This is a genomic window from Pseudonocardia abyssalis (assembly GCF_019263705.2).
GTDB lineage: Bacteria > Actinomycetota > Actinomycetes > Mycobacteriales > Pseudonocardiaceae > Pseudonocardia > Pseudonocardia abyssalis.
The window spans coordinates 5,432,026-5,452,798 of sequence record NZ_JADQDK010000001.1; the positions used below are offsets into that span (position 1 = coordinate 5,432,026).

Below are 20,773 nucleotides of genomic sequence, written 5' to 3' on the forward strand. Positions count from 1 at the left end.
CACTCTACCGTGCCGAGTGCCAACGCGGTTCTAGCACTCGGGTATGCCGAGTGCAAGACACCGCGGTGGGGGAGGATGCGTGCCGTGATCCGTTCCGTGGAAGAGCACCGGGCCGTCGTCGCGGCCCTCGTCCCCGCCCAGCCCACCGAGGTGGTGCCACTGGCCCAGGCCCGCGGCCGGGTGCTGGCCGAGGACGTCGTGGCGGGGGTCTCCCTCCCGTCGTTCGAGAACTCCGCGATGGACGGCTACGCGGTCCGGGCCGCCGAGCTGGCCGGGGCGTCGGAGGACGCGCCCGTCGTGCTGCCGGTGGCCACCGACATCCCGGCCGGGCGCACCGACGTCCCCGCGCTGGAGCCGGGCACGGCCGCGCGGATCATGACCGGGGCCCCGATGCCCGCGGGGGCGGACGCGATCGTGCAGGTGGAGTTCACCGACGGCGGCACGGAGCGGGTGTCGCTGCGGCACGCGCCCGAGGTCGGCGTGCACGTCCGCCGGATCGGCGAGGACGTGGTGGAGGGTCGGGTCGTCATCGACGCCGGCACCGTGCTGCAGGCCGCGCAGATCGGGATCGCGGCGGCCGTCGGGCTGGCCGAGCTCCCGGTGCGCCGCCGCCCGGTGGTGCTCGTGCTGTCCACCGGGTCGGAGCTGGTGGCGCCCGGTACGCCGCTGCGTCCGGGCCAGATCTACGAGTCCAACGGCCCGATGCTGGCGGCGGCGGTCGAGGAGGCGGGCGGGGTCGCGGAGCTGCTGCGGTTCGTGCCCGACGACGTCGAGGAGTTCCTGGGTCGGCTGGCGGAGCGGATCGAGGGCGTCGACCTGGTGGTCACCTCGGGTGGGGTCAGCGCCGGGGCCTACGAGGTCGTCAAGGACGCGTTCACCGGGCGCGGGGTCGAGTTCGTCAAGGTCGGGATGCAGCCGGGCGGTCCGCAGGGGGCGGGCCGGGTCGACGCGCTCGGTGGGGTGGCCGTCGTGACGCTGCCCGGCAACCCGGTCAGCTCGCAGGTGTCGTTCGAGGTGTTCCTCCGCCCGGCGCTGCGGGCCGCGATGGGCCATCCGCACCCGGAGCGGCCGGTCGTCACCGCCACGCTGGGTGAGCACTGGACGTCCCCCTCGGGGCGCCGGCAGTTCCGTCGTGGGGCCGTCGACGCGGTGCGCGGGACCGTGGCGGAGGTGGGGAACCCGGCCTCGCACCTCCTCGCCGCGCTCGCCAGGGCGGAGTGTCTGGTGTCCGTCCCGGCCGACGTGACCGACCTCCCGGCGGGTTCGCCGGTCGAGGTCTGGTTGTTGGACGGGTGAGTGGCGCACTTTGTGTGAGGCAAGTCACAGTCGATGGATGCAACATTCGGCGGGCCGGGGACGTCATACCGGTGAACGTTCGGCCGATCGGTGCACATCGCGGGCTTCCTCTCTCCGCGATCTGGACGATCGATCGCACGCTCAGGGATACTTTCCGCAGGCCCGGGTAACCAGGGCTCGTCGCAAAGGACCTACCGCCCGTCGCTGGGGAGCGGACGAGCGGTTCCACGGCCGGGGTCGTCGTCTCGGGGGATGACGGCCCCGGCCCTTTTGTGTCCCGACGGTCGCGTACCGTAGCCGCGGCCACTGTGACCCCCTCTGCGGGTCACCCCTCGCCGGAGGAGCCGAGAACGCACCCCATGTCCGACCCCGACACCCCCGCCGGCTTCTCCCCGCGCCACGTCGCCGGTCTCGTGCGTGAGGCGATCCCACCCATGCACCCCGGCGGACGCCCGCTCGTCGCGGCCGTCGCACTCGTGTCGGGGGTCGTCCGGGCCCTGTCCGGTCGCGGCACCGCCACGGGGCTGCTGGCCACCGCCGCCACCGCCGCGTTCTTCCGCAACCCGCACCGCGTGCCGCCGCCGCGGACCGGGGTCGTGCTGGCCGCGGCCGACGGCACCGTCGCCACCGTGTCCGAGGTGCTCCCCCCGCCGGAGCTGGGGCTGTCGGCCGAGGTCGTTCCCCGCGTCAGCGTCTTCCTGTCGGTGCTCGACGTCCACACCCAGCGCATGCCCGTCGACGGGCGGGTGCTCGCCGTCGAGTACACCCCCGGCGTGTTCCTCTCCGCCGATCTCGACAAGGCCAGCGAGGACAACGAGCGCAACTCCGTGCTGCTGGAGAGCACCGGCGGCGCGCGCGTCGGTGTCGTCCAGATCGCGGGGCTGCTGGCGCGCCGGATCGTCTGCGAGGTGGCCCCCGGCGACGAGGTCGCGGCGGGGGAGACCTACGGCCTGATCCGCTTCGGCTCCCGCGTGGACACCTACCTCCCGCCCGGCAGCGTCGTCGAGGTGGCGGTGGGGCAGCGGACCGTCGGCGGCGAGACCGTGCTGGCCGCTCTGCCGGCGGGGGCCTGACCGGTGCCCGCCCCCTATCCCGCGGGCGTCCGGCTGCTGCCCAACGCCGTCACGGTCATCGCGCTGAGCGCCGGGCTGTCGGCGGTCTACTTCGCGCTCGGCGAGCGGTTCGACATGGCGGTGCTCGCCGTCGGGGTCGCCGCGCTCTGCGACGCGCTCGACGGGCGCCTGGCCCGGCTCCTCGACGCCAGCACCCGGATCGGCGCGGAGCTCGACTCGCTCGCCGACCTCGTGTCCTTCGGGGTGTCGCCCGCGCTCGTCCTCTACGTCTGGCAGCTCCAGTCGTGGCAGATCGGCGGCGAGGGCCGGTTCGGCTGGGTCGTCGCGCTGACGTTCACCGTGTGCATGGCGCTGCGGCTCGCGCGGTTCAACACGCTTCTCGACGAGGAGGACGCGTACCCGTTCACCAAGGAGTTCTTCGTCGGGGTGCCCGCGCCCGCCGCGGCGCTCGTGGCCGGGATCCCGTTGTTCACCTCGCTGCAGCTGGGCGAGGGATGGTGGTCGGCCCCGGTCGTCGTCGGGGTGTGGATGCTGGTCGCGGCTGGGCTGATGGTGAGCAGGCTGCCGACGCTGTCGTTCAAGACCGTGCGGGTCGCGCCGCGGCTGATCGCGCCGCTGCTGGTGCTCGTCGGGCTGCTGGCCGCGGTGCTGGTGACCGCCCCGTTCCTGACCCTGGCCGCGATCGGTGTGCTCTACCTCTGCGCGCTGCCGTACACGGTCCACCGCCACCGTTGGTTGTCCCGGCACCCGGAGGCGTGGGACGTGCCCGGTCGTGAGCGCCGCGCCGTGGTCCGCGCCGCGCGGTCGGCCCGGCGGCTGGGGCTGCGTCCGCCGCTGCGCCGCCGCGTCGCGGGCCGGGCCAGCGAGGTGGCCGGCCGCGCCCGCGGTGCCGTCGCGGGGGCCGTCCGGCGCCTGGGCGACGACGGTCCGCCGCAGCGCCGCGCCCCCGGACCGGGCCCGGCCGCGCCCCCGCCCGACCGCAACCGCCTGGGCCTGCGCCGGGCCCGTCGCCGCTGACGCCCGCCCCGGCGAGTTCGCCGTCCCCGCCCGGCGAGTTTGCCGTCGTACGTGAGCGGCACACTCGGCGGGGTGGATAGCGTGGGGTCGTGATCACGCTCGTCGCCCGGCTCGCCGCGTCCGCCGCCGATGCCCGGCGGGGGGTCGTGCGGCTGCATCCCGAAGTGCTCGACGCGCTCGGCCTGCGCTCCTGGGACGCCGTGACGCTCACCGGCGCCCGCGTGACGACCGCACTCGCCGCACCGGGGGACGGGCCGCCGGGGCAGGCCACCCTCGACGACGTGACGCTGTCGAACGCCGGCCTGTCCGACGGGGCCGCGGTCGTCGTGGCCGCGGCGGGGGTCGAGCCCGCGCGGCGAGTGCAGCTGACCGGGTCGCGGTTGGCCAGGGCGTCGGTGTCGCCGGAGACGCTGCGGCTGGCACTGCTCGGCAAGATCGTGACCGGCGGCGACGCCGTGTCGCTGCTCCCGCAGGACCTCGAACCCGCCCCCGGGCTGGACCCGTCGCTCGCCCGGCAGCGCATCGCGGGGGCGTTGGGCGGGGCGTGGACCACGGAGCTGCTGACGGTGGCGGCGGTGGAACCGGCCGGGGCGGTCACCGTGCACCCGAGCAGCGTCGTCGGCTGGCACGACGGCCCGTCGACCGCGGACGCACCCACCCCCGCGACTCCCTCCCTCCCCCTCCGCGAGTCGCCGGTCTCCCGCCCCCGAGTCGCCGACATGGCGCCCGCCGCCCCGACCCCCGCCCTGTCCGTCGAGGACCTGATCGGCAACACCGACGCCGCGCGTCGCCTCGCGGAGTGGCTGGAGCTGAGCCTGGACCGCCCCGAGCTCCTCGCCCGGCTCGGCGGGTCGGCGCGGCTCGGCGTGCTCGTCGTGGGGCCGGAGGGCGTCGGCAAGACGACACTCGTGCGGAGCGTCGCCTCCGCGGTCGGCGCGCGATGCGTCGAGCTCGCCGGGCCCGCGGTGGTGGCCACGGCCGACGCCTCCCAGCGCGTGCACGACGTCCTGGCCGCGGCGCGCACGGCGGCGCGGGCCGGGGAGCGCGTGCTCCTGCTCGTCACCGACGTCGAGGCGCTGCTCCCGGTGGCCGCTCCGCCGCCGCTCTCGACGCTGGTCCTCGACGCGCTCCGCGAGACCCTCTCCGTCCCCGGGCTGGTGCTGGTCGCCACGACGTCGGCCCCCGAGGCCGTCGATCCGCGGCTGCGCGCCCCCGATCTCGCCGATCGCGAGCTGGGTCTCGCCCTGCCCGACCTGCGCGTCCGCACCGAACTGCTGCGCCGCCTCCTCGCCGCGGTGCCCGTGGCCGACGGCGTCGACCTGAAGGCGGTGGCCGAGCGGACGCCCGGGTTCGTCGTCGCCGACCTCGTCGCGCTGCGCCGCGAGGCCGCCGTGCGCGCAGCCCTGCGCGGCGGGGACGACATCGGCCAGCAGGACCTGCTCGACGCCGTCGGCTCCGTCCGGCCGATCTCCATGTCGTCCTCGGCGACGCTGCAGACCGGCGGGATCACCCTCGATCAGGTCGGCGACATGGTCGAGGTCAAGCAGGCGCTGACCGAGGCGGTGCTGTGGCCGCTGCAGTACCCCGACTCGTTCGCGCGGCTCGGTGTCGCCCCGCCGCGCGGAGTGCTCGTCTACGGCCCGCCCGGCTGCGGCAAGACGTTCCTGCTGCGCGCGCTCGCGGGCACCGGACAGCTCAACGTCATCGCCGTGAAGGGGGCGGAGCTTCTGGACAAGTACGTGGGGGAGTCGGAGCGGGCGGTGCGCGAGCTGTTCCGCCGGGCCGCGGACGCCGCGCCCGCGCTGGTCTTCCTCGACGAGATCGACGCGCTGGCCCCGCGCCGTGGCGGGTCCACCGACTCCGGGGTGGCCGACCGCGTCGTGGCCGCGCTGCTCACCGAGCTGGACGGTGCGGAGCCGCTACGCGACGTCGTGGTCGTCGGCGCGACGAACCGGCCCGACCTGATCGATCCCGCGCTGCTGCGACCGGGCCGCCTCGAGCGCCTGATCTACGTGCCGCCGCCGGACGCCGAGGCGCGCGCCGACATCCTGCGCGCCGCGGGGCGCAACACGCCGCTCGCCGACGATGTCGACCTCGATGCGCTCGGGGCCGACCTGGACGGCTACTCCGCGGCCGACTGCGCCGCGGTGCTGCGCGAGGCCGCGCTCACCGCGATGCGGGAGTCCCGCGAGGCCGCGGAGGTGACGGCGGCGCACATCGCGGCGGCCCGGGCCGCCGTGCCCGCGTCGCTCGACCCGGTGCAGCTCGCGGAGCTCGCCGCGTACGCCGAGCGCCGCGGGTGAGCGTCAGGCGCCCTGGTAGTCGCGGGTCAGGATGATGACGACGCCCGCGGTGGAGTCCTGGATGCCGTCGAAGCGCGGCTCGACGCGCAGGCCGAAGGCGGTGCCCAGGAACTCGGCGGCGTCGCGCTCCGCGGTGCCCTCGCGGTAGTAGACCGTGGAGGTCGGGATGAGGCCGTTGTAGCCGCCGGTGTCGGTGACGGTCCAGCCCGCCGCCTCGAAGTCGGCCGCGCCGCGGGCCGCGAGCCCCGGGATCGTGCTGTTGTTGTAGACGCGCAGCGGCATGCGGACGCTCTCGGCGCCACCGCCGGACCCGACGCCGCTGCCGGTCCCGCCGCCTGCTCCGGTGCCCGTGCCGGACCCGGTGCCACCGGTGCCCGTGCCGCCGGTCCCGTCCGCGCCCTCACCGGGCGCCGCGATCCCGCCCGTGGGTTCCGGACCGAACGAGGGCACGGGAACGCCGCCCTCGCCACCGGTCGCACCGTCGGTGGGGGCCACCCCGCCGGGGGGCGTGACGCCGTCGGTGGGGGTGAAGCCGTTGCCGGGGGCGGCGCTGACGCTCGTGGCCGGGGCGGCACTCGAACCGCTGTCGCCGCCGCCGGTGGCCAGCGTGGCGATGCCGATGATGCCGGCGACGGCGCCCACCCCGAGCAGGGCGAGACCGCCGATCCGCAGGGGCGACGGTCCCCCGGACGGGGCGGGTGCGGTCACGAGCGTCCTCCGATGTCAGGTCAGGTCGTACGGAGGATCATGGTGTCCCTACCAGGGCTCGATGCCCAGCCGACGCGCCGCACGGGTGCGTTGCCGACTCTGCCGGAGCCTGCGCAGCCGCTTGACGAGCAGCGGATCGGCGGCGAGTGCCTCCGGCTTGTCGACGAGCGCGTTCAGCACCTGGTAGTAGCGTGTGGCGGACATGTCGAACAGCTCGCGGATCGCCTGTTCCTTGGCCCCCGCGTACTTCCACCACTGGCCCTCGAAGGCGAGGATCTCCCGCTCCCGGCGGTCCAGGACACGGGCGGTGCTGCTGCCTGTGGCGGATGCCCCACTGGCTTCGGTGGCGGACTCCATCACGCTCCTCGCGGCCTCGCTCAACTGAATGACACGCGTGTCATTCACGGCGGCCATTCAACCACGGGGGACCGACAGGACCGGGGCAGGGACGCGCCGCCCGACGGGTGACGATCCGGTACGTCGTAGGCTCCGGACCCGTGGCCGTCCGACCGATCCGCATCATCGGTGATCCCGTCCTGCACACCCCCACGCGACCCGTCGAGGCGTTCGACGACGAGCTGAAGGTGCTGGTCGCGGACATGTTCGACACGATGGCCGCCGCCGAGGGGGTGGGTCTCGCGGCCAACCAGGTCGGCGTCGACCTGCGGGTGTTCGTCTACGACTGCCCGGACGAGGTCACCCGTTCGCGCGTGCGCGGCGTCGTCGTCAACCCGGTGCTGGAGACCACGCCCCGGCCGGAGGGCATGCCCGACCCCGACGACGACGAGGAGGGCTGCCTCTCGGTGCCGGGTGAGGCGTTCCCGACGGGCCGCGCGGAGTGGGCGAAGGTCACGGGGGTCGACGTGGACGGCGCGCCGGTCGAGGTCGAGGGGCACGGGTTCCTCGCCCGCTGCCTGCAGCACGAGGTCGACCACCTCGACGGTGTGATCTACGTCGACCGGCTCGTCGGGCGCAACGCCCGTGCGGCGAAGAAGACGCTGCGCAGGCTCGGCTGGGGCGTCCCCGGGCTCGCGTGGGACCCGTCGACCCAGCTCGCCGAGGACGTCTAGCGCACCTGGCCGTGCTCCCAGGCCCAGACGGCGATCTCCGTGCGGTTCCGGGCGTCGAGCTTGTGCTGGACGTTCGTCAGGTGCGTCTTGACGGTGGAGAGCGAGACGAACAGCTCCGCCGCGATCTCCGCGTTGGTGCGCCCGCGGGCCACCGAGCGCACGACGTCGAGCTCGCGCGGGGACAGCACCCCGTCGACGGATGCGGGGCGCGTCGGCTCGGCGAAGTGCTCCAGCAGGCGCACCGTGACCGCGGGGGAGACCAGGGCCTCGCCCGCGGCGGCCGCGCGCACCGCCTCCACCAGCAGCCGCGGCCCGGCGTCCTTGAGCAGGAACCCGCACGCACCGGCGCGCAGGGCGCCGTAGACGTACTCGTCGAGGTCGAAGGTGGTCACGACGACGATCCGCGGCGGCTCGGCGTCGGCGGTGAGCAGGCGGGTGGCCTCCAGCCCGTCGAGCTCGGGCATGCGGATGTCCATCAGCACGACGTCGGGGCGCAGGTCCCTGGAGCGCGCCACGGCGTCGACGCCGGTGCCCGCCTCGCCGACGACCTCGATGCCGTCCTCGGCGGAGAGGATCAGCCGGAACCCGGTGCGGACCATCTCCTGGTCGTCGGCGAGCAGGACGCGGATCACCGGCGCACCACCAGCGGGATCCGGGCCGACACGGTCCACAGGCCCGGCCCGGCCGGGCCCGCGGTCAGGTCGCCGCCCAGCGCGGTGACCCGCTCGGCCATCCCGACCAGCCCGAACCCGCGCGGCCCGGGTGCGGGCAGCGTGGACGGCACCCCGTCGTTGCGCACCGACACGAGCAGTGCCTCCGCACGCAACCGGAGATCGACCTCCACGGCCGCGGCGTCCGGAGCGTGCCGCCGGACGTTGGTCAGAGCCTCCTGGACGACCCGGTAGCCGGTGGCGGCCACCCCGGCGGGCAGGACGGCGTGCACCAGCCCGGGGTCGCCGGCGAGCCGCACCACCTCCCCGTCGGGGTCGAACCGCGACACCAGCGACGGCAGCCCGGCCAGCTCGGCACCGGGCGTGCGCGCACCCTCCGCGTCCTGGCCGCGCAGCACGCCGACCATCGCGCGCATCGCCGCCATCGCGTCGACGCCGGCGGTCTCGATCGCGGCGAGGGCGCGGTCGACGTCGTCGGGGGAGCTGCGGGCCACGACGGAGGCGGCCTGCGCGGCCACGATGATGCCGGTGACGTGGTGGGCGACGACGTCGTGCAGGTCGCGGGCCAGCTCCATCCGCTCGGCGGACCGGACCTCCTCCAGCGCCGCGCGGCGACGGGTCTCGGTGTCGCGCACGAGCAGCCCGATCCCCACCGCGCCGCCCCAACCCAGCGCGGAGAGCACGGAGAGGGACGGGGCCGCCCCCTCCGGGGTGCGCAGCAGCGCCGACCCGACGATCGCCAGCGCGGCGACCGCAGTGAGGAGCACCGCGGGTCGCAGGGGGGGCCCTGCGGAGCACCGCGATCACGAGGACGGCCAGCGCGAGCTGCTCGGCGAAGGAGATGTCGGTGGCGGCCGGTGCGCCCGCCCCGGCCGTGATCGTCGTCAGGACGATCGAGGCACCCAGCGCGACCGCCGCGACCGGGACCAGCGCCACATCCCCGCGGCGGCGCCACAGCACGATCAGCGGGACGACGAGCCCTCCCACCAGGTTGAACCGCGATCCGCCGGAGACCAGGAGCACGACGTCGACGAGGTACCAGAACAGGTAGCCGAGGATCTCGGCGGTGAGCCCGGAGTGCCGCCGGACCCCGCGGAGCAGTCGGATCACGGACGCAGCCTAGGTCCGGCGCCGGCGCCGGACCCTCGTCCGGAAGTACGAGCACCCGGACGGGGACTCGGTCCGTCGACCGAGGTGGCGGGGCCCCGCCGCGCGGCATCGTCCCGGTCATGGATCTGATCACGACGGTGCTGGGCACCGCGGCATGGACGGCGGGCGTGCTCCTGCTCCTGGTGATGGCGGCGCTGCCGTGGCTCGAGAACGTCGGGGACCGCGGATGAACCCGGTCCTGCGCGGGGTGCGCCTCACCCACCGGTTCGGCGCCACGACGGTGCTGCACGACGTCGACATCGCGGTGCACCCGGGCGAGACCGTCGCGGTGACGGGGCCGTCGGGGTCGGGGAAGTCGACGCTGCTGCACTGCCTGGCCGGGATCCTGCGGCCCGCCGAGGGGGAGGTGTGGCTGGGACCGGACCGGATCGACGGGTGGTCGGAGTCGCGGCGCACCGCGCTGCGCGGGGCCCGGCTGGGGTTCGTGTTCCAGTTCGGTCAGCTGCTGCCGGAGCTGCCCGCGGTGGAGAACGTGGCGCTGCCGCTGATGCTGGGCGGGATGCGCCGCGGCGAGGCCGTCGCGCGGGCGGCGGCGTGGTTCCGGCCGCTCGGGCTCGACGGGCTCGAGCAGCGGCGGCCCGGCCAGCTCTCCGGGGGGCAGGAGCAGCGCGTCGCGATCGCGCGGGCGCTCGTCACCTCGCCGGAGGTGGTGTTCGCGGACGAGCCCACCGGCGCCCTCGACTCCGCCACCGGTGAGCGGATCATGGCGCTGCTGCGCGACCTGGTGACGCGCACCGGCACCGCGCTCGTCGTCGTCACCCACGACGCGGAGGTGGCGGCCCGCTGCCATCGCACGGTGGTGCTGCGCGACGGTCGCCCTGTGCCGGTCGATGCCGCGCCGCCCGTCGGGTGGCTCGCCGCCGACGAGCGGGTGGTCCGGTGATCGGCGTCGCGCGGCTGTCGCTGCGGCTGCTACGGCTCGGGGGGCGGCGGGCGGCGCTGTCGGCCGGGCTGGTCGGCGCCGGGGTGGCGGTCGGGACGATGCTGCTGGCGCTCGCGCTCGGCGGGGTGCACGGCTGGGACGCCCGCGACGAGCGCACGGGCTGGCGCACCGACCTGGCGCAGCGGGAACCCGCCGGGTCGCCGGTGGCGCTGGCCGCGACCCGCGCCGAGGTCGTGGCGGGGCGGAGCACGGAGATCGTCGACCTGGCCGGTACCGTGCCCGGCCAGGCCCCGCCGCCCGGCCTCGTGCACGTGCCCGCGCCGGGGGAGGTGCTGGTGTCGCCCGCACTCGCGGATCTGCTCGCGCAGCGACCGGTCGACGGCCTCGTGCCGACCGGGACGATCGCCGACGCCGGACTCCGCGGGCCCGACGAGCTGGTCGCGGTGGTCGGGGTGCCCACCGACGCCCCGGACCTCGTCCCGCTCGCAGGCTTCGGCCCGACCGGGGACTTCGGGATCATCGAGGTCTACCGCCAGCTCACCTACGTGGCGGCGGCCCTGCTGGTGTTCCCGGTGGCGAGCCTGCTCGGGGCGTCGGCCCGGCTCACGGCCGCGCGCCGCACGGAACGGCTCGCCCTGCTGCGGCTGCTCGGGGCGTCGACCCGGCAGGTGACGGTCGCCGCCGTCACCGAGGTCGTCGCCGTCGCGGCGGCGGCCGCGGCGCTGGGCGTCGCGCTGTACTGGCTGGCCGCCCCCGCGGTGGCGTGGATCGAGCTCGGCGGCGGCCGGTGGTTCGCCGACGACGTCCGCCCGGCCCCGCCGACGCTGCTCGCCGTCGTCGCCGGGGTCGCGCTGCTGGCGGCGGGGGCGGCGGTCGGCGGGATGCGGCAGGTCGTCGTCGGGCCGCTCGGGGTGGTCCGACGCCAGGGGGCGGGCGGGGTGCGGCTGCTGAGGCTGCTCGGGGTGGTCGCGGGCCTCGTCGCGTTCGGGATCGTCAACACCGTGCGCGACGCCGGGCCCGCGAACATCACCGGGCTGGTGTTCGGGATCGGGGTCCTGATCCTGTTCGGGACGGTGTCGCTGGTCGGGCCGCTGGTGGTGCGGCTGCTCGGCGCGGGGATGGTGCGCTCGGCCCGGTCCGCGGGGACGCTGCTCGCCGGGCGCCGGCTGCTCGACGACCCGAAGGGCGCCTTCCGTCCGCTCGCCGGGCTCACCCTGGCGGTGTTCGTGGCGGGGTTCCTGGCCCCTCTGACCTCCTCGCTCGGCGGGGAGGCGACGGGCGCGGACCTCGTCCTCGCGCAGGACCTGCAGCGTGGCACCCTGGTCGTGCTCGTCGGCACGTTCGTCATCGCGGCGACGGCCACCGGTACGACCGCGGCGGCCCGGATCCTCGATCACCGCCGCCCGCTGCGGCTGCTGCGCCTGGCCGGAACCCCGCTGGCCGTGCTCGACGCGGCCCGGCGCGCGGAGACGGTCCGACCGCTGCTGGTGCTCGGCGGGATCGGGCTGGCGATGGGGCTGGTCTGCGCGTCGCCGTTCGCCGTGGCGTCGGACGCGTTCGCCCCGTCGGGTCTGCTGCTGCTCGGCGTCGTCGTCGTGCTGGGGGTACTGCTCGTCGCGGGGGCGTCGGCGGCGTCGCGTCCGCTGCTGCGGTCGGTGACGACGGAGTCGGCGCGGGAGGACTGACCGGCGGAGCCCGTCGAGATCGATCTCGACGGGATGGGTGCGGTGGCCGGGGACGTGCCGGTCACCGCCCCGCCGTCGCCGTAGCCGAACCCGCCGGCGAGGTGGCAGGCGCGCAGGGAGACCGGCTCGGTGACGTCGACGATCCAGTAGTGCGGGATGCCGGCGTCGGCGTGCTCACCGCGCTCGTGGACGCGGTCGGTGGGCACGGACCCCGGGGAGTGGGCCCCACGGCGACGACGCGACTGGCGACGGGGGGTGCGGTGGGGGCCACGGCTGGATCGTCTCCGACCGCCCTCGTCGGGACGAGCGTGGCACCCACCGCACGCGGTCAGGCGCGCTCGGTCAGCTTGAAGACCGGGATCTCGCGGTCGGTCTTCGCCTGGTAGTCGGCGTAGTCGGCGAAGGTCGCGACGCCGCGCTCCCACCACACGGCCTTCTCCTCGCCGGTGATCTCCGTGGCGTCGTAGTCCTTGGTCACCCGGCCGTCCTGCAGCTCGACGTGCGGCTCGGCCTTCACGTTGTGGTACCAGACGGGGTGCTTGGGTGCCCCGCCCAGCGACGCGACGATCGCGTACTCGCCGTCGTGCTCCACGCGCATGAGCGGCACCTTGCGGAGCTTCCCCGACTTCACGCCCCGGGTCGTCAGCAGGATGACGGGCCGGCCCTTGATGTCGACGCTCTCCGTGGTCCCGGTCTCGAGGATCTTCTCGGTCTGGTCGCGGACCCAGCCCTCGGGGCTGAGCTCGTATTCTCCTTCAAGCGGCATACCCCCATCGAACACGCCTTCCCCGAGGCACGCCGGGCGGGTTACGGTCGGGATCACACGGGAGCTCGCGCGCAGCGGGCTGAGAGGGCGGGTTCGCAGCGCCGCCGACCGTCGAACCAGACCGGGTAATGCCGGCTGCAGGAGGTACGGACATGGAACCGACCGTGGGCACCACCCCGCCCCGCGTGCTGACGATCGCCGGCACCGACTCGGGCGGCGGCGCGGGGGTCGCGGCCGACCTGCGCGCGATGGCGGCCTGCGGGGTGCACGGCTGCGTCGCCGTCACGGCGGTGACGGTCCAGAACACGCTCGGCGTCAGCGGGGTGCACGTGCTGCCGCCGGAGACGGTCGCGGCGCAGATCGAGACCGTCGCGACCGACATCGGGCTCGACGCCGCGAAGACCGGGATGCTGGCCGGGCGGGCCACGATCGAGGCCGTCGCGGCGGCGTGCGACCGCGCCGGGATCGGGGCCGACGGACGCACCCCGTTCGTCGTCGACCCGGTGGCCGCGTCGATGCACGGCGACCCCCTGCTCGCCGACGACGCCCTCGACGCGTTCCGCACGCTGCTGTTCCCGCGCGCCACCCTCGTCACCCCCAACCTCGACGAGGTGCGCCTGCTGGTCGGCGTCGACGTCCACGACCGCGCGGGCCAGTACGACGCGGCGAAGACGCTGCACGCACTCGGACCGCGGTACGTGCTGGTCAAGGGCGGGCACCTGGCCGAGGACACCGACGAGTGCGTCGACCTGTTCTACGACGGGCACACCTTCACCGAGCTGCCCGGCCCCCGCTTCGACACCGGCCACACCCACGGCGGTGGCGACAACATGGCCTCGGCGATCGCGTCCGGACTCGCGCGCGGGCTCGACGTACCCGCGGCCGTCGCGTTCGGCAAGCGCTACATCACCGAGGCCGTCCGGCACGCGTACCCGCTCGGCGCCGGGCACGGCCCGGTGTCGCCGCTGTGGGCGGTCCGGCCCTGGTGGGAGTCCGACGCCCGGGACATTCGACGCGGGAGCTCCTGACGCGGCGGGCCGAGAGGGCGGGATGCAGCCGCCGACCGCAGAACCCGTCCGGGTGCGGCCGGCGCAGCGCGTGGACGGCGGCCGGGTGCACCTGCCCGTGACACGCCACCTGGCCGCAGGTGCGGCGGTTCCGGCCGGGGTACCGCCGCATCTCCCGGACACCCTCCGTAAAGGGTCGTGCACAACAGGACTGGCGCGCGCGTGCCGCGCGACGCCCGGCTAGTGTCGCCCGAATGAGCATCATGGGCACGCGCGTGGTCCGCCGAGAGGACCCCCTCTTCCTCTCGCGGGGTGCCACCTACACCGACGACCTGACCGACGAACGGCTCACCGGTGCGCTGCACCTGACGCTCGTCCGGTCCCCGCTCGCGCACGCGCGCATCACCTCCATCGACGTCGAGGAGGCCCGTTCGGCCCCCGGCGTCGTCGCGGTGATCACCGGCGCGGAGATCGACCTGGAGCCCGCGCTGCTGTTCGGCGGCGCGAACAAGGGCATGGTCCGGTCCTGGCTGCCGACCGACAAGGTCCGCTTCGTCGGGGAGCCGGTCGTGGCCGTCCTCACCGAGGAGGCCTACCAGGGCCAGGACGCCGCCGACCTCGTGGAGATCGACTACGACCCGCTGCCGGCGGTCATCGACCTCAAGGCAGCGGCATCCGACGAGGTGCTGCTGTTCGAGGAGGTCGGCACCAACACCTCCAACGGCTTCGGGCTGAAGGACGAGTTCGACGAGCACCTGTTCGACGACTGCGAGGTCGTCGTCACGAAGGAGATCGTGAACCAGCGCCTCGCCGCGGCGTCGCTGGAGACCCGCGCCGCGAGCGCCGTCTGGGGCGAGGACGGGCGGCTCACGCTCTGGTGCTCCACCCAGGCCGCGCAGGGCGCGAAGGCCGAGGTCGCCGGCTGGCTCGGCGTCGAGGCCGACCAGGTGCACGTGATCACCCCCGACGTGGGCGGCGGCTTCGGCGCGAAGATCGGCGCCGACCCCGAGTTCGCGCTCGTCTCGTGGTTCGCCAGGCACACCGGCCGTCCCGTGCGCTGGAACGAGACCCGCTCGGAGAACATGACCGGGATGGTCCAGGGCCGCGCGCAGCTGCAGACGGTCACCATCGGCGGCAACCGCGACGGCAAGGTGCTCGCCTACCGCCTCGACGTGCTCGCCGACGCGGGCGCGTACCCGCGCCTGGGCGCCGTCCTGCCGATGTTCACGCGGATGATGGCCCCGGGCGTCTACGACATCCCGAAGGTCGAGTCGCGGGCCCGGGTGCTGGTCACCACCACCACGTCGACCGCGGCCTACCGCGGTGCCGGGCGCCCCGAGGCCACCGCGGCCATCGAGCGCTCGATGGACATGTTCGCGGCCGAGATCGGCATGGACCCGGCCGAGGTCCGCCGGCGCAACCTGCTGCAGCCCGAGCAGTTCCCGCTCACCACCAAGGGCGGTGCGCCCTACGACAGCGGCGAGTACGAGAAGGCGCTCGACAAGGTCCTCGAGGCCGCGGGCTACAGCGAGCTGCGCGCCGAGCAGAAGCGCCGCCGCGACGCCGGCGAGGTCGTGCAGCTCGGCATCGGTGTCTCGGTGTTCGTCGAGATCACCGGCGGCGGCGCGTTCAGCGAGGACGCCTCCGTCGAGGTCCACCCCGACGGCACCGTCACCGTGCTCACCGGCACCTCGCCGCACGGGCAGGGCCACGCCACGGCGTGGGCGATGCTCGCCAGCGAGCACCTCGGCATCGGCATCGACAAGATCACCGTCCTGCACGGCGACACCGACCTCATCCCCCGCGGCAGCGGCACGATGGGCTCGCGCAGCCTGCAGACCGGCGGTGTCGCCGTCTACCAGGCGGCGGGCGAGCTCGTCGAGCTGGCCAAGCAGCGCGCGGCCGACCTGCTCGAGGCCAACGTCGACGACCTCGAGGTCGTCGACGGCTCGGTCAACGTCCGCGGCACCGACAAGGGCGTCACGCTCGCGGCGCTGGCGGAGAAGGAGCGGCTGCAGGTCGACTCCAACTTCGACAGCGGCGCGCCCACGTTCCCGTTCGGCGCGCACGTCGCCGTCGTCGAGGTCGACGTGGAGTCCGGCAAGGCGGTGGTCGACAAGATCATCACCGTCGACGACGCCGGCCCCGTCCTCAACCCCCTGCTGTGCGAGGGGCAGCGCCACGGCGGCATCGCGCAGGGCATCTCGCAGGCCCTGCTCGAGGAGGTCGTCTACGACGCCGACGGCAACCCGCTGACGGCCACGTTCGCCGACTACGCGTTCCCGTCCGCGGCCGAGCTGCCCAGCTTCACGCTGCTCGACATGGCCACGCCGACGCACATCAACCCGCTGGGCGCCAAGGGCATCGGCGAGGCGGGCACCATCGGTGCCACGCCCGCCGTGCAGAGCGCGGTGGTCGACGCCGTGTCCCACCTGGGCGTCCGCCACATCGACATGCCGACCAGCCCCCTGCGGGTCTGGGAGGCCATCAACGCCGCTGCCCAGGAGGGCGCCAAGTGAAGGTCCAGATGACGGTGAACGGCGCCGACACCAGCGCCGACGTCGAGCCGCGGTTGCTGCTCGCCCACTACCTGCGCGACACCCTCGGGCTCAAGGCCACCAACGTCGGGTGCGACACCACCTCCTGCGGCGCGTGCACCGTGCTCGTCGACGGGGAGTCGGTGAAGTCCTGCACCATGCTCGCGGTGCAGGCCGACGAGGCCTCCGTGCAGACGATGGAGGGCCTCTCGCCCACCGCCGACGACCTGCACCCCGTGGCCGCCGCGTTCCGCGAGGAGCACGGCCTCCAGTGCGGGTTCTGCACGCCCGGAATGGTGATGGCCACGGTCAGCCTGCTGGCCGAGAACCCGAAGCCCACCGAGCGCGAGGTCCGCGAGGGCCTGGAGGGCAACCTCTGCCGGTGCACCGGCTACCACAACATCGTCCGGGCGGTGCTGGCCGCGAGCGGCCAGGACCCCGACGCGCTCACCGCCGGGGGGCACGCCGAGGAGGCGCCCTCCGGTGGCGTCGAGGTCGCGCCCGGCTTCTCCACCGGGAGTGGCGCATGATCCCCGTCGGTTTCGCCTATGAGCGTCCGGACACCCTCGACGGCGCGCTCGCGCTGCTCGCCGAGCACGGCGACGAGGCCACCGTGCTGGCCGGCGGGCATTCGATCCTGCCCGTCATGAAGCTGCGCCTGGCCGCCCCCGAGCTGGTGATCGACATCGGCCGGCTCACCGAGCTGAACTACGTGCGCGTCGACGGCGACGAGGTCGCGATCGGGGCGGGCACCAAGCACCGCACCGTCGAGTCGTCGGAGGTCGTGCTGGCGGAGGTCCCGCTGCTGGCGGCCGTCGCCCGCACCGTCGGCGACCCGCAGATCCGTCACCGCGGCACGCTCGGCGGGTCGCTGGCGCACGCCGACCCGGCGTCGGACCTGCCGGCGGCCGTCCTCACGCTCGGCGGCACGGTCGTTCTGCGCGGGCCGCGCGGTGAGCGCTCGGTGCCGATCACGGAGTTCTACACCGGGATGTTCTCCTCGGTGAAGGAGGCCGACGAGCTGATCACCGAGATCCGCGTGCCGCGCACCGGCTCCGCGGGCTGGGCGTACGAGAAGTTCACCCGCCGGGCCAACGACTGGGCGATCGTCGCGGTCGCCGCCGTCGACGGGCGGGTGGGGCTGGTCAACATGGGCCCGACCCCGCTGCGGGCGACGGCCACCGAGGCCGCGCTGGCCGGCGGGGCGTCGATCGCCGACGCCGCGGCGCTGGCCGCCGAGGGCACCGAGCCGACGGCGGACCTGACGGCCACGGCCGACTACCGCCGCCACCTCGCCCGCGTGCTGACCAAGCGGGCCCTGACGACGGCCGCCGCCGGAGCCTGACCGACCCACCCCACCCCGCGAGTCGCTGTTTCTCCGCCCCCGAGTCGTCGTGATCGGTCCGGGTCACGACGGCCCGAGGGCGGGAACGGCACGACTCACGGGCTCGGGTCCGGCGACTCGCGGGCGTGTTTCCAGCGACTCGCGGGTCCGGGAACAGCGACTCGCGGGCGTGTTGCGCGGGACCCGCGGACACGATCCGTGTCGGTCGCGCATGAAACGTCGCGAACGGGGGAACGTGAGCGGTGTGATCGACGACGAGGGTGCGGTACCCGAGGGCCGGCTCGTCGCAGGCCGCTACCGGCTCGGGCCGGTCATCGGGATCGGGTCCTCGGCCGTGGTGCGCCGCGGACGCGACCTGCACGACGGCGTCCGGGTCGCGGTGAAGCTGTTCCACCCCGGGGGAACGCTGCACGACCGTCGCCAGCAGCGCCGGGAGATGGACGCGCTGTCGCGCCTGGACCATCCCGGCCTCGTGGGCCTGCGCGACGGTGGCACCGAGTCCGGGCGCCCGTTCGTCGTCACCGACCTCGTGGAGGGCCCCACGCTCGCCGAGCAGATCGGGCTCGCCCCGCTGCCGCCCGAGCAGGTCCGCCGCCTCGGCGCGGAACTGGCCGACGCACTCGCCCATGTCCACGACGGCGGCATCGTGCACCGGGACGTGAAGCCGGCCAACGTGCTGCTCGGCGACGGCACCCACGCCCACCTGGCCGACTTCGGCATCGCGAAGGCCCTCGACGGCGCCGCGGCCACCGAGACCGGGATGATCGTCGGCACCGCAGCGTTCCTCGCGCCCGAGCAGGCGCGCGGGGAGCGGGTCGGACCGCCCGCCGACGTCTACGCGCTCGGCCTGGTGCTGCTGGAGGCGCTGACCGGGCGCCGGGAGTACCCCGGCCGTGCCGCGGAGTCGGCGACCGCCCGCCTGCACCGCCGCCCGCACGTCCCCGACGGGCTCCCGAACGATCTCGGTGGCGTACTGATCGCGATGACCGAGGACGACCCGGCCGCTCGACCCACGGCCGCCGCCGTCGCTGCGGCGCTCGCCGTGACCCCGATCCACGCCGTCCCGTCCGTCGGGGGCGGCGGGCGCCACCGGCGCAGCTCCGGTCGGCGTCGGGGGGTCGTGCCGCTCGCCGCCACCGCTCTGGTCCTGGCCGCGGCCGGGGGAACGGCCCTGCTGCTCGGCCCGACGGACCCGGCCCCCGTCGTCGCCTCTCCTGCGGTGGTCCCTGCGGCCGGTGAACGCTGACCCCGCCGGTCAAGGTCCAGACGTCGTCAGTGGGTCACCGGAGCGACATCGACGCCCTGATCGGCGGGCTGCGTCGGACCGGGCTGCGTCGGACCGGGCTGCGTCGGACCGGGCTGCGTCGGACCGGGCTGCGTCGGACCGGGTGTGCCCCCGTCAGGACAGGCCTGCCTCCTGTGCCGCGATCGCCGCCTGCACGCGTGAGCGCACCCCGAGTTTCGCGAGCACGCGGGACACGTGGGTCTTCGTCGTGGCCTCGGTGATCGCCAGTGCGCCGGCGATCTCGGCGTTGGACAGGCCGCGCCCCAGGCAGGTGAGCACGTCGGTCTCGCGGGGGGTGAGGTCGGCGAGCCCGGCCGGTGGTGCGACGGCGCGGGCCGGGGCGGCGAGGCGGGCCAGCACGCGGCGGGTCACCTCCGGGGCGAGTACCCCGTCACCGCGGGCCACCGCGCGCACGGCGTCGAGCAACTGCGGGGCCGACACCGACTTCAGCAGGAACCCGGCGGCGCCCGCGGCCAGCGCTCCGTCGACGTAGTCGTCCAGGTCGAACGTGGTGAGGACGAGCACCGGGCACGTGTCGGCGAGCCGCCGCGTCGCCTCGATCCCGTCGATGCCGGGCATCCGGATGTCCATGAGCACGAGGTCGGGGCGCAGCTCGCCGGCCGCACGGACGGCGGAGAGGCCGTCTCCCACCTCCGCGACGACCTGCACGTCCGGGGCCGAGTCGAGGATCATCACCAGGCCGGTGCGGATCGCGGCCTGGTCGTCGGCGACGACAACCCGGACGGTCATCGCGGCACCGCGGTCGGCAGGGCCGCCCGCACCGTCCACGCCCGGTCGCCCGGACCGGCGACGACCCGCCCTCCGACGGCCGCGGCGCGCTCGGTGAGCCCGAGCAGGCCGGTGCCCGTGCCGCCGCCGTCGGGGGCGCCGTCGACCAGGTCGTTGGCCACCTCGACCCGCAGCTCGCCGCCCTCCTGGCGCAGGACGACCCGCACCGTGCTGCCGGGGGCGTGCTTGGCCGCGTTGGTCAGCGACTCCTGCACGATCCGGTACGCGGCCAGGTCGACCGCGGCCGGGAGGTCACCAGGCGGGCGGCGGTCGTCGAGGTCGACCCGCAGGCCCGACGCGCGTCCGGCGTCGAGGAGCGCCTCGACGCGGTCGAGCCCGGCCGGGGCCGTGCGGGGCTCGTCGGCACCGTCGGCGCGCAGCAGGCCGATCATCGTGCGCATCTCCGCCAGCGACGCGACGCTGCCCCGGCGGACCTGGGCCAGCACGCGGCGCAGGGTCTCCGGGTCGGCACCGGGCACGGTCAGCGCCGCCTCCGACTGGAGCGCGATGGCCGAGAGCTGCCCGGCGATGACGTCGTGCAGGTCACGGGCCATCCGGTTGCGCTCGGCGGTGACGGCGGCGGCGCGGTCCAGCTCGGCCATCCGGCGTTCCTGCTCGGCGCGGTCGTGCTCGGCGTCGGCGCGCTCCCGGTGCTGGCGCACCTCCTGCGCCCACCACACCGGGACCGCGAGCAGCAGCCCCAGGCTCATGAGGGTGCGGACGGCCGCGGCGGCGTCCTCGAGGAGCAGGCTGCGCAGCGCCAGCAGCGCCACCACGGCACCCGCGGCGGCGCACACCCACCGGCTCGCCCGCCGCGAGGAGTGCAGGACCGCGCTGTAGAGCACCTCACCGAACGCGAGCAGCATCCCGGTGTGCGTGGCGCCGACGACGAACGGGCTCGCGACCAGGGCCGCGGTGGTGACGAGCAGCCCGGCCACCGGACGGCGTCGACGTAGGACGACCCCGGAGCAGGCCACCGCGAGCACCCCGACGGCCCCGCCCGTCGACCCCGGCGGTCCGCCCCACTGCACCGCCGCGTCGGGGACGACGAACAGCAGGGCCACGCCGATGGCCAGGAGCAGCAGGGCGCGCAGCACGTCCTCGTAGACCTCCCGGGCGCTCACGGATCCCATCCCACCACGGGTCCGGCCGACGCGCGTCGATCGAA

Annotated in this window: 19 protein-coding genes; 12 read left to right on the forward strand and 7 right to left on the reverse strand. The window is 75.2% G+C overall.

All coding sequences use genetic code 11. The features are described from left to right. Positions 1-75 precede the first annotated feature (75 nt). From moeA to I4I81_RS26725, 4 genes are all read left to right on the forward strand, one after another. Positions 76-1,296, forward strand: coding sequence for a molybdopterin molybdotransferase MoeA (gene moeA / locus I4I81_RS26710; RefSeq protein ID WP_218616411.1), 1,221 nt, complete (start codon positions 76-78; stop codon positions 1,294-1,296). Positions 1,297-1,655: 359 nt separating this feature from the next. Next, positions 1,656-2,369, forward strand: coding sequence for a phosphatidylserine decarboxylase (locus I4I81_RS26715; RefSeq protein WP_218606300.1), 714 nt, complete (start codon positions 1,656-1,658; stop codon positions 2,367-2,369). 3 nt (positions 2,370-2,372) lie between these two features. Next, positions 2,373-3,386, forward strand: coding sequence for a CDP-alcohol phosphatidyltransferase family protein (locus I4I81_RS26720; RefSeq protein ID WP_218616412.1), 1,014 nt, complete (start codon positions 2,373-2,375; stop codon positions 3,384-3,386). A gap of 89 nt (positions 3,387-3,475) precedes the next feature. Then, entirely contained in the window at positions 3,476-5,689 is a 2,214-nt protein-coding gene (locus I4I81_RS26725; protein ID WP_218616413.1) for an AAA family ATPase, read from the forward strand. Positions 5,690-5,692: 3 nt separating this feature from the next. Here the strand turns inward: I4I81_RS26725 and I4I81_RS26730 are convergent, their stop codons facing one another. Both I4I81_RS26730 and napA read right to left on the reverse strand, forming a co-directional pair. Then, positions 5,693-6,397 (reverse strand): LytR C-terminal domain-containing protein, encoded by a 705-nt coding sequence (locus I4I81_RS26730; protein WP_218605405.1) that lies wholly within the window; start codon positions 6,395-6,397, stop codon positions 5,693-5,695. Between the two features lie 48 nt (positions 6,398-6,445). Further along, positions 6,446-6,754: a nucleoid-associated protein NapA gene (napA, locus tag I4I81_RS26735; protein WP_185721161.1), complete on the reverse strand. Its 309-nt coding sequence runs from the start codon at positions 6,752-6,754 to the stop codon at positions 6,446-6,448. A 140-nt stretch (positions 6,755-6,894) separates the two neighbouring features. Here napA and I4I81_RS26740 point away from each other — a divergent pair, with 140 nt between their 5' ends. Further along, positions 6,895-7,467: a peptide deformylase gene (locus tag I4I81_RS26740; RefSeq protein ID WP_218605406.1), complete on the forward strand. Its 573-nt coding sequence runs from the start codon at positions 6,895-6,897 to the stop codon at positions 7,465-7,467. Here I4I81_RS26740 and I4I81_RS26745 read toward each other — a convergent pair. Beyond that, entirely contained in the window at positions 7,464-8,099 is a 636-nt protein-coding gene (locus I4I81_RS26745; protein WP_218605407.1) for a response regulator, read from the reverse strand. The two genes, I4I81_RS26740 and I4I81_RS26745, sit on opposite strands and share 4 nt — an antisense overlap. Then, positions 8,096-8,905, reverse strand: coding sequence for a sensor histidine kinase (locus I4I81_RS26750; RefSeq protein WP_218605408.1), 810 nt, complete (start codon positions 8,903-8,905; stop codon positions 8,096-8,098). The genes I4I81_RS26745 and I4I81_RS26750 overlap by 4 nt, the downstream gene beginning before the upstream one ends. Before the next feature lie 569 nt (positions 8,906-9,474). Here I4I81_RS26750 and I4I81_RS26755 point away from each other — a divergent pair. Further along, positions 9,475-10,191: an ABC transporter ATP-binding protein gene (locus I4I81_RS26755; RefSeq protein ID WP_218616414.1), complete on the forward strand. Its 717-nt coding sequence runs from the start codon at positions 9,475-9,477 to the stop codon at positions 10,189-10,191. Continuing rightward, positions 10,188-11,876, forward strand: a complete 1,689-nt coding sequence (locus I4I81_RS26760) for an FtsX-like permease family protein (protein WP_218616415.1) — start codon at positions 10,188-10,190, stop codon at positions 11,874-11,876. The genes I4I81_RS26755 and I4I81_RS26760 overlap by 4 nt, the downstream gene beginning before the upstream one ends. 328 nt (positions 11,877-12,204) lie before the next feature. Here I4I81_RS26760 and I4I81_RS26770 read toward each other — a convergent pair whose 3' ends face one another. Next, positions 12,205-12,642: a nitroreductase family deazaflavin-dependent oxidoreductase gene (locus tag I4I81_RS26770; RefSeq protein WP_218605357.1), complete on the reverse strand. Its 438-nt coding sequence runs from the start codon at positions 12,640-12,642 to the stop codon at positions 12,205-12,207. A 152-nt stretch (positions 12,643-12,794) separates the two neighbouring features. On the opposite strand from I4I81_RS26770, the gene thiD reads away from it, so the two are divergent. The 5 genes from thiD (at position 12,795) to I4I81_RS26795 (ending at position 18,777) form a co-directional block, all read left to right on the forward strand. Beyond that, positions 12,795-13,670 (forward strand): bifunctional hydroxymethylpyrimidine kinase/phosphomethylpyrimidine kinase, encoded by an 876-nt coding sequence (thiD, locus tag I4I81_RS26775; RefSeq protein ID WP_218605358.1) that lies wholly within the window; start codon positions 12,795-12,797, stop codon positions 13,668-13,670. Between the two features lie 233 nt (positions 13,671-13,903). Continuing rightward, on the forward strand, positions 13,904-16,168 hold the full coding sequence (locus I4I81_RS26780) for a xanthine dehydrogenase family protein molybdopterin-binding subunit (protein WP_218605359.1): 2,265 nt from the start codon (positions 13,904-13,906) through the stop codon (positions 16,166-16,168). Then, positions 16,165-16,716, forward strand: coding sequence for a (2Fe-2S)-binding protein (locus I4I81_RS26785; RefSeq protein WP_275967489.1), 552 nt, complete (start codon positions 16,165-16,167; stop codon positions 16,714-16,716). The genes I4I81_RS26780 and I4I81_RS26785 overlap by 4 nt, the downstream gene beginning before the upstream one ends. Next, positions 16,713-17,531, forward strand: coding sequence for an FAD binding domain-containing protein (locus tag I4I81_RS26790; RefSeq protein WP_218616416.1), 819 nt, complete (start codon positions 16,713-16,715; stop codon positions 17,529-17,531). The genes I4I81_RS26785 and I4I81_RS26790 overlap by 4 nt, the downstream gene beginning before the upstream one ends. Positions 17,532-17,775: 244 nt before the next feature. Beyond that, complete coding sequence (locus I4I81_RS26795) at positions 17,776-18,777, forward strand: serine/threonine-protein kinase (RefSeq protein WP_218602287.1); 1,002 nt, start codon at positions 17,776-17,778, stop codon at positions 18,775-18,777. A gap of 153 nt (positions 18,778-18,930) precedes the next feature. On the opposite strand, the gene I4I81_RS26800 is transcribed toward I4I81_RS26795, so the two are convergent. Together I4I81_RS26800 and I4I81_RS26805 are read right to left on the reverse strand one after the other, a co-directional pair. Continuing rightward, complete coding sequence (locus tag I4I81_RS26800) at positions 18,931-19,566, reverse strand: response regulator transcription factor (RefSeq protein WP_218602286.1); 636 nt, start codon at positions 19,564-19,566, stop codon at positions 18,931-18,933. Beyond that, positions 19,563-20,729: a sensor histidine kinase gene (locus tag I4I81_RS26805; RefSeq protein ID WP_218602285.1), complete on the reverse strand. Its 1,167-nt coding sequence runs from the start codon at positions 20,727-20,729 to the stop codon at positions 19,563-19,565. Before I4I81_RS26805 ends, I4I81_RS26800 begins: the two co-directional genes overlap by 4 nt. Positions 20,730-20,773 lie beyond the last annotated feature (44 nt).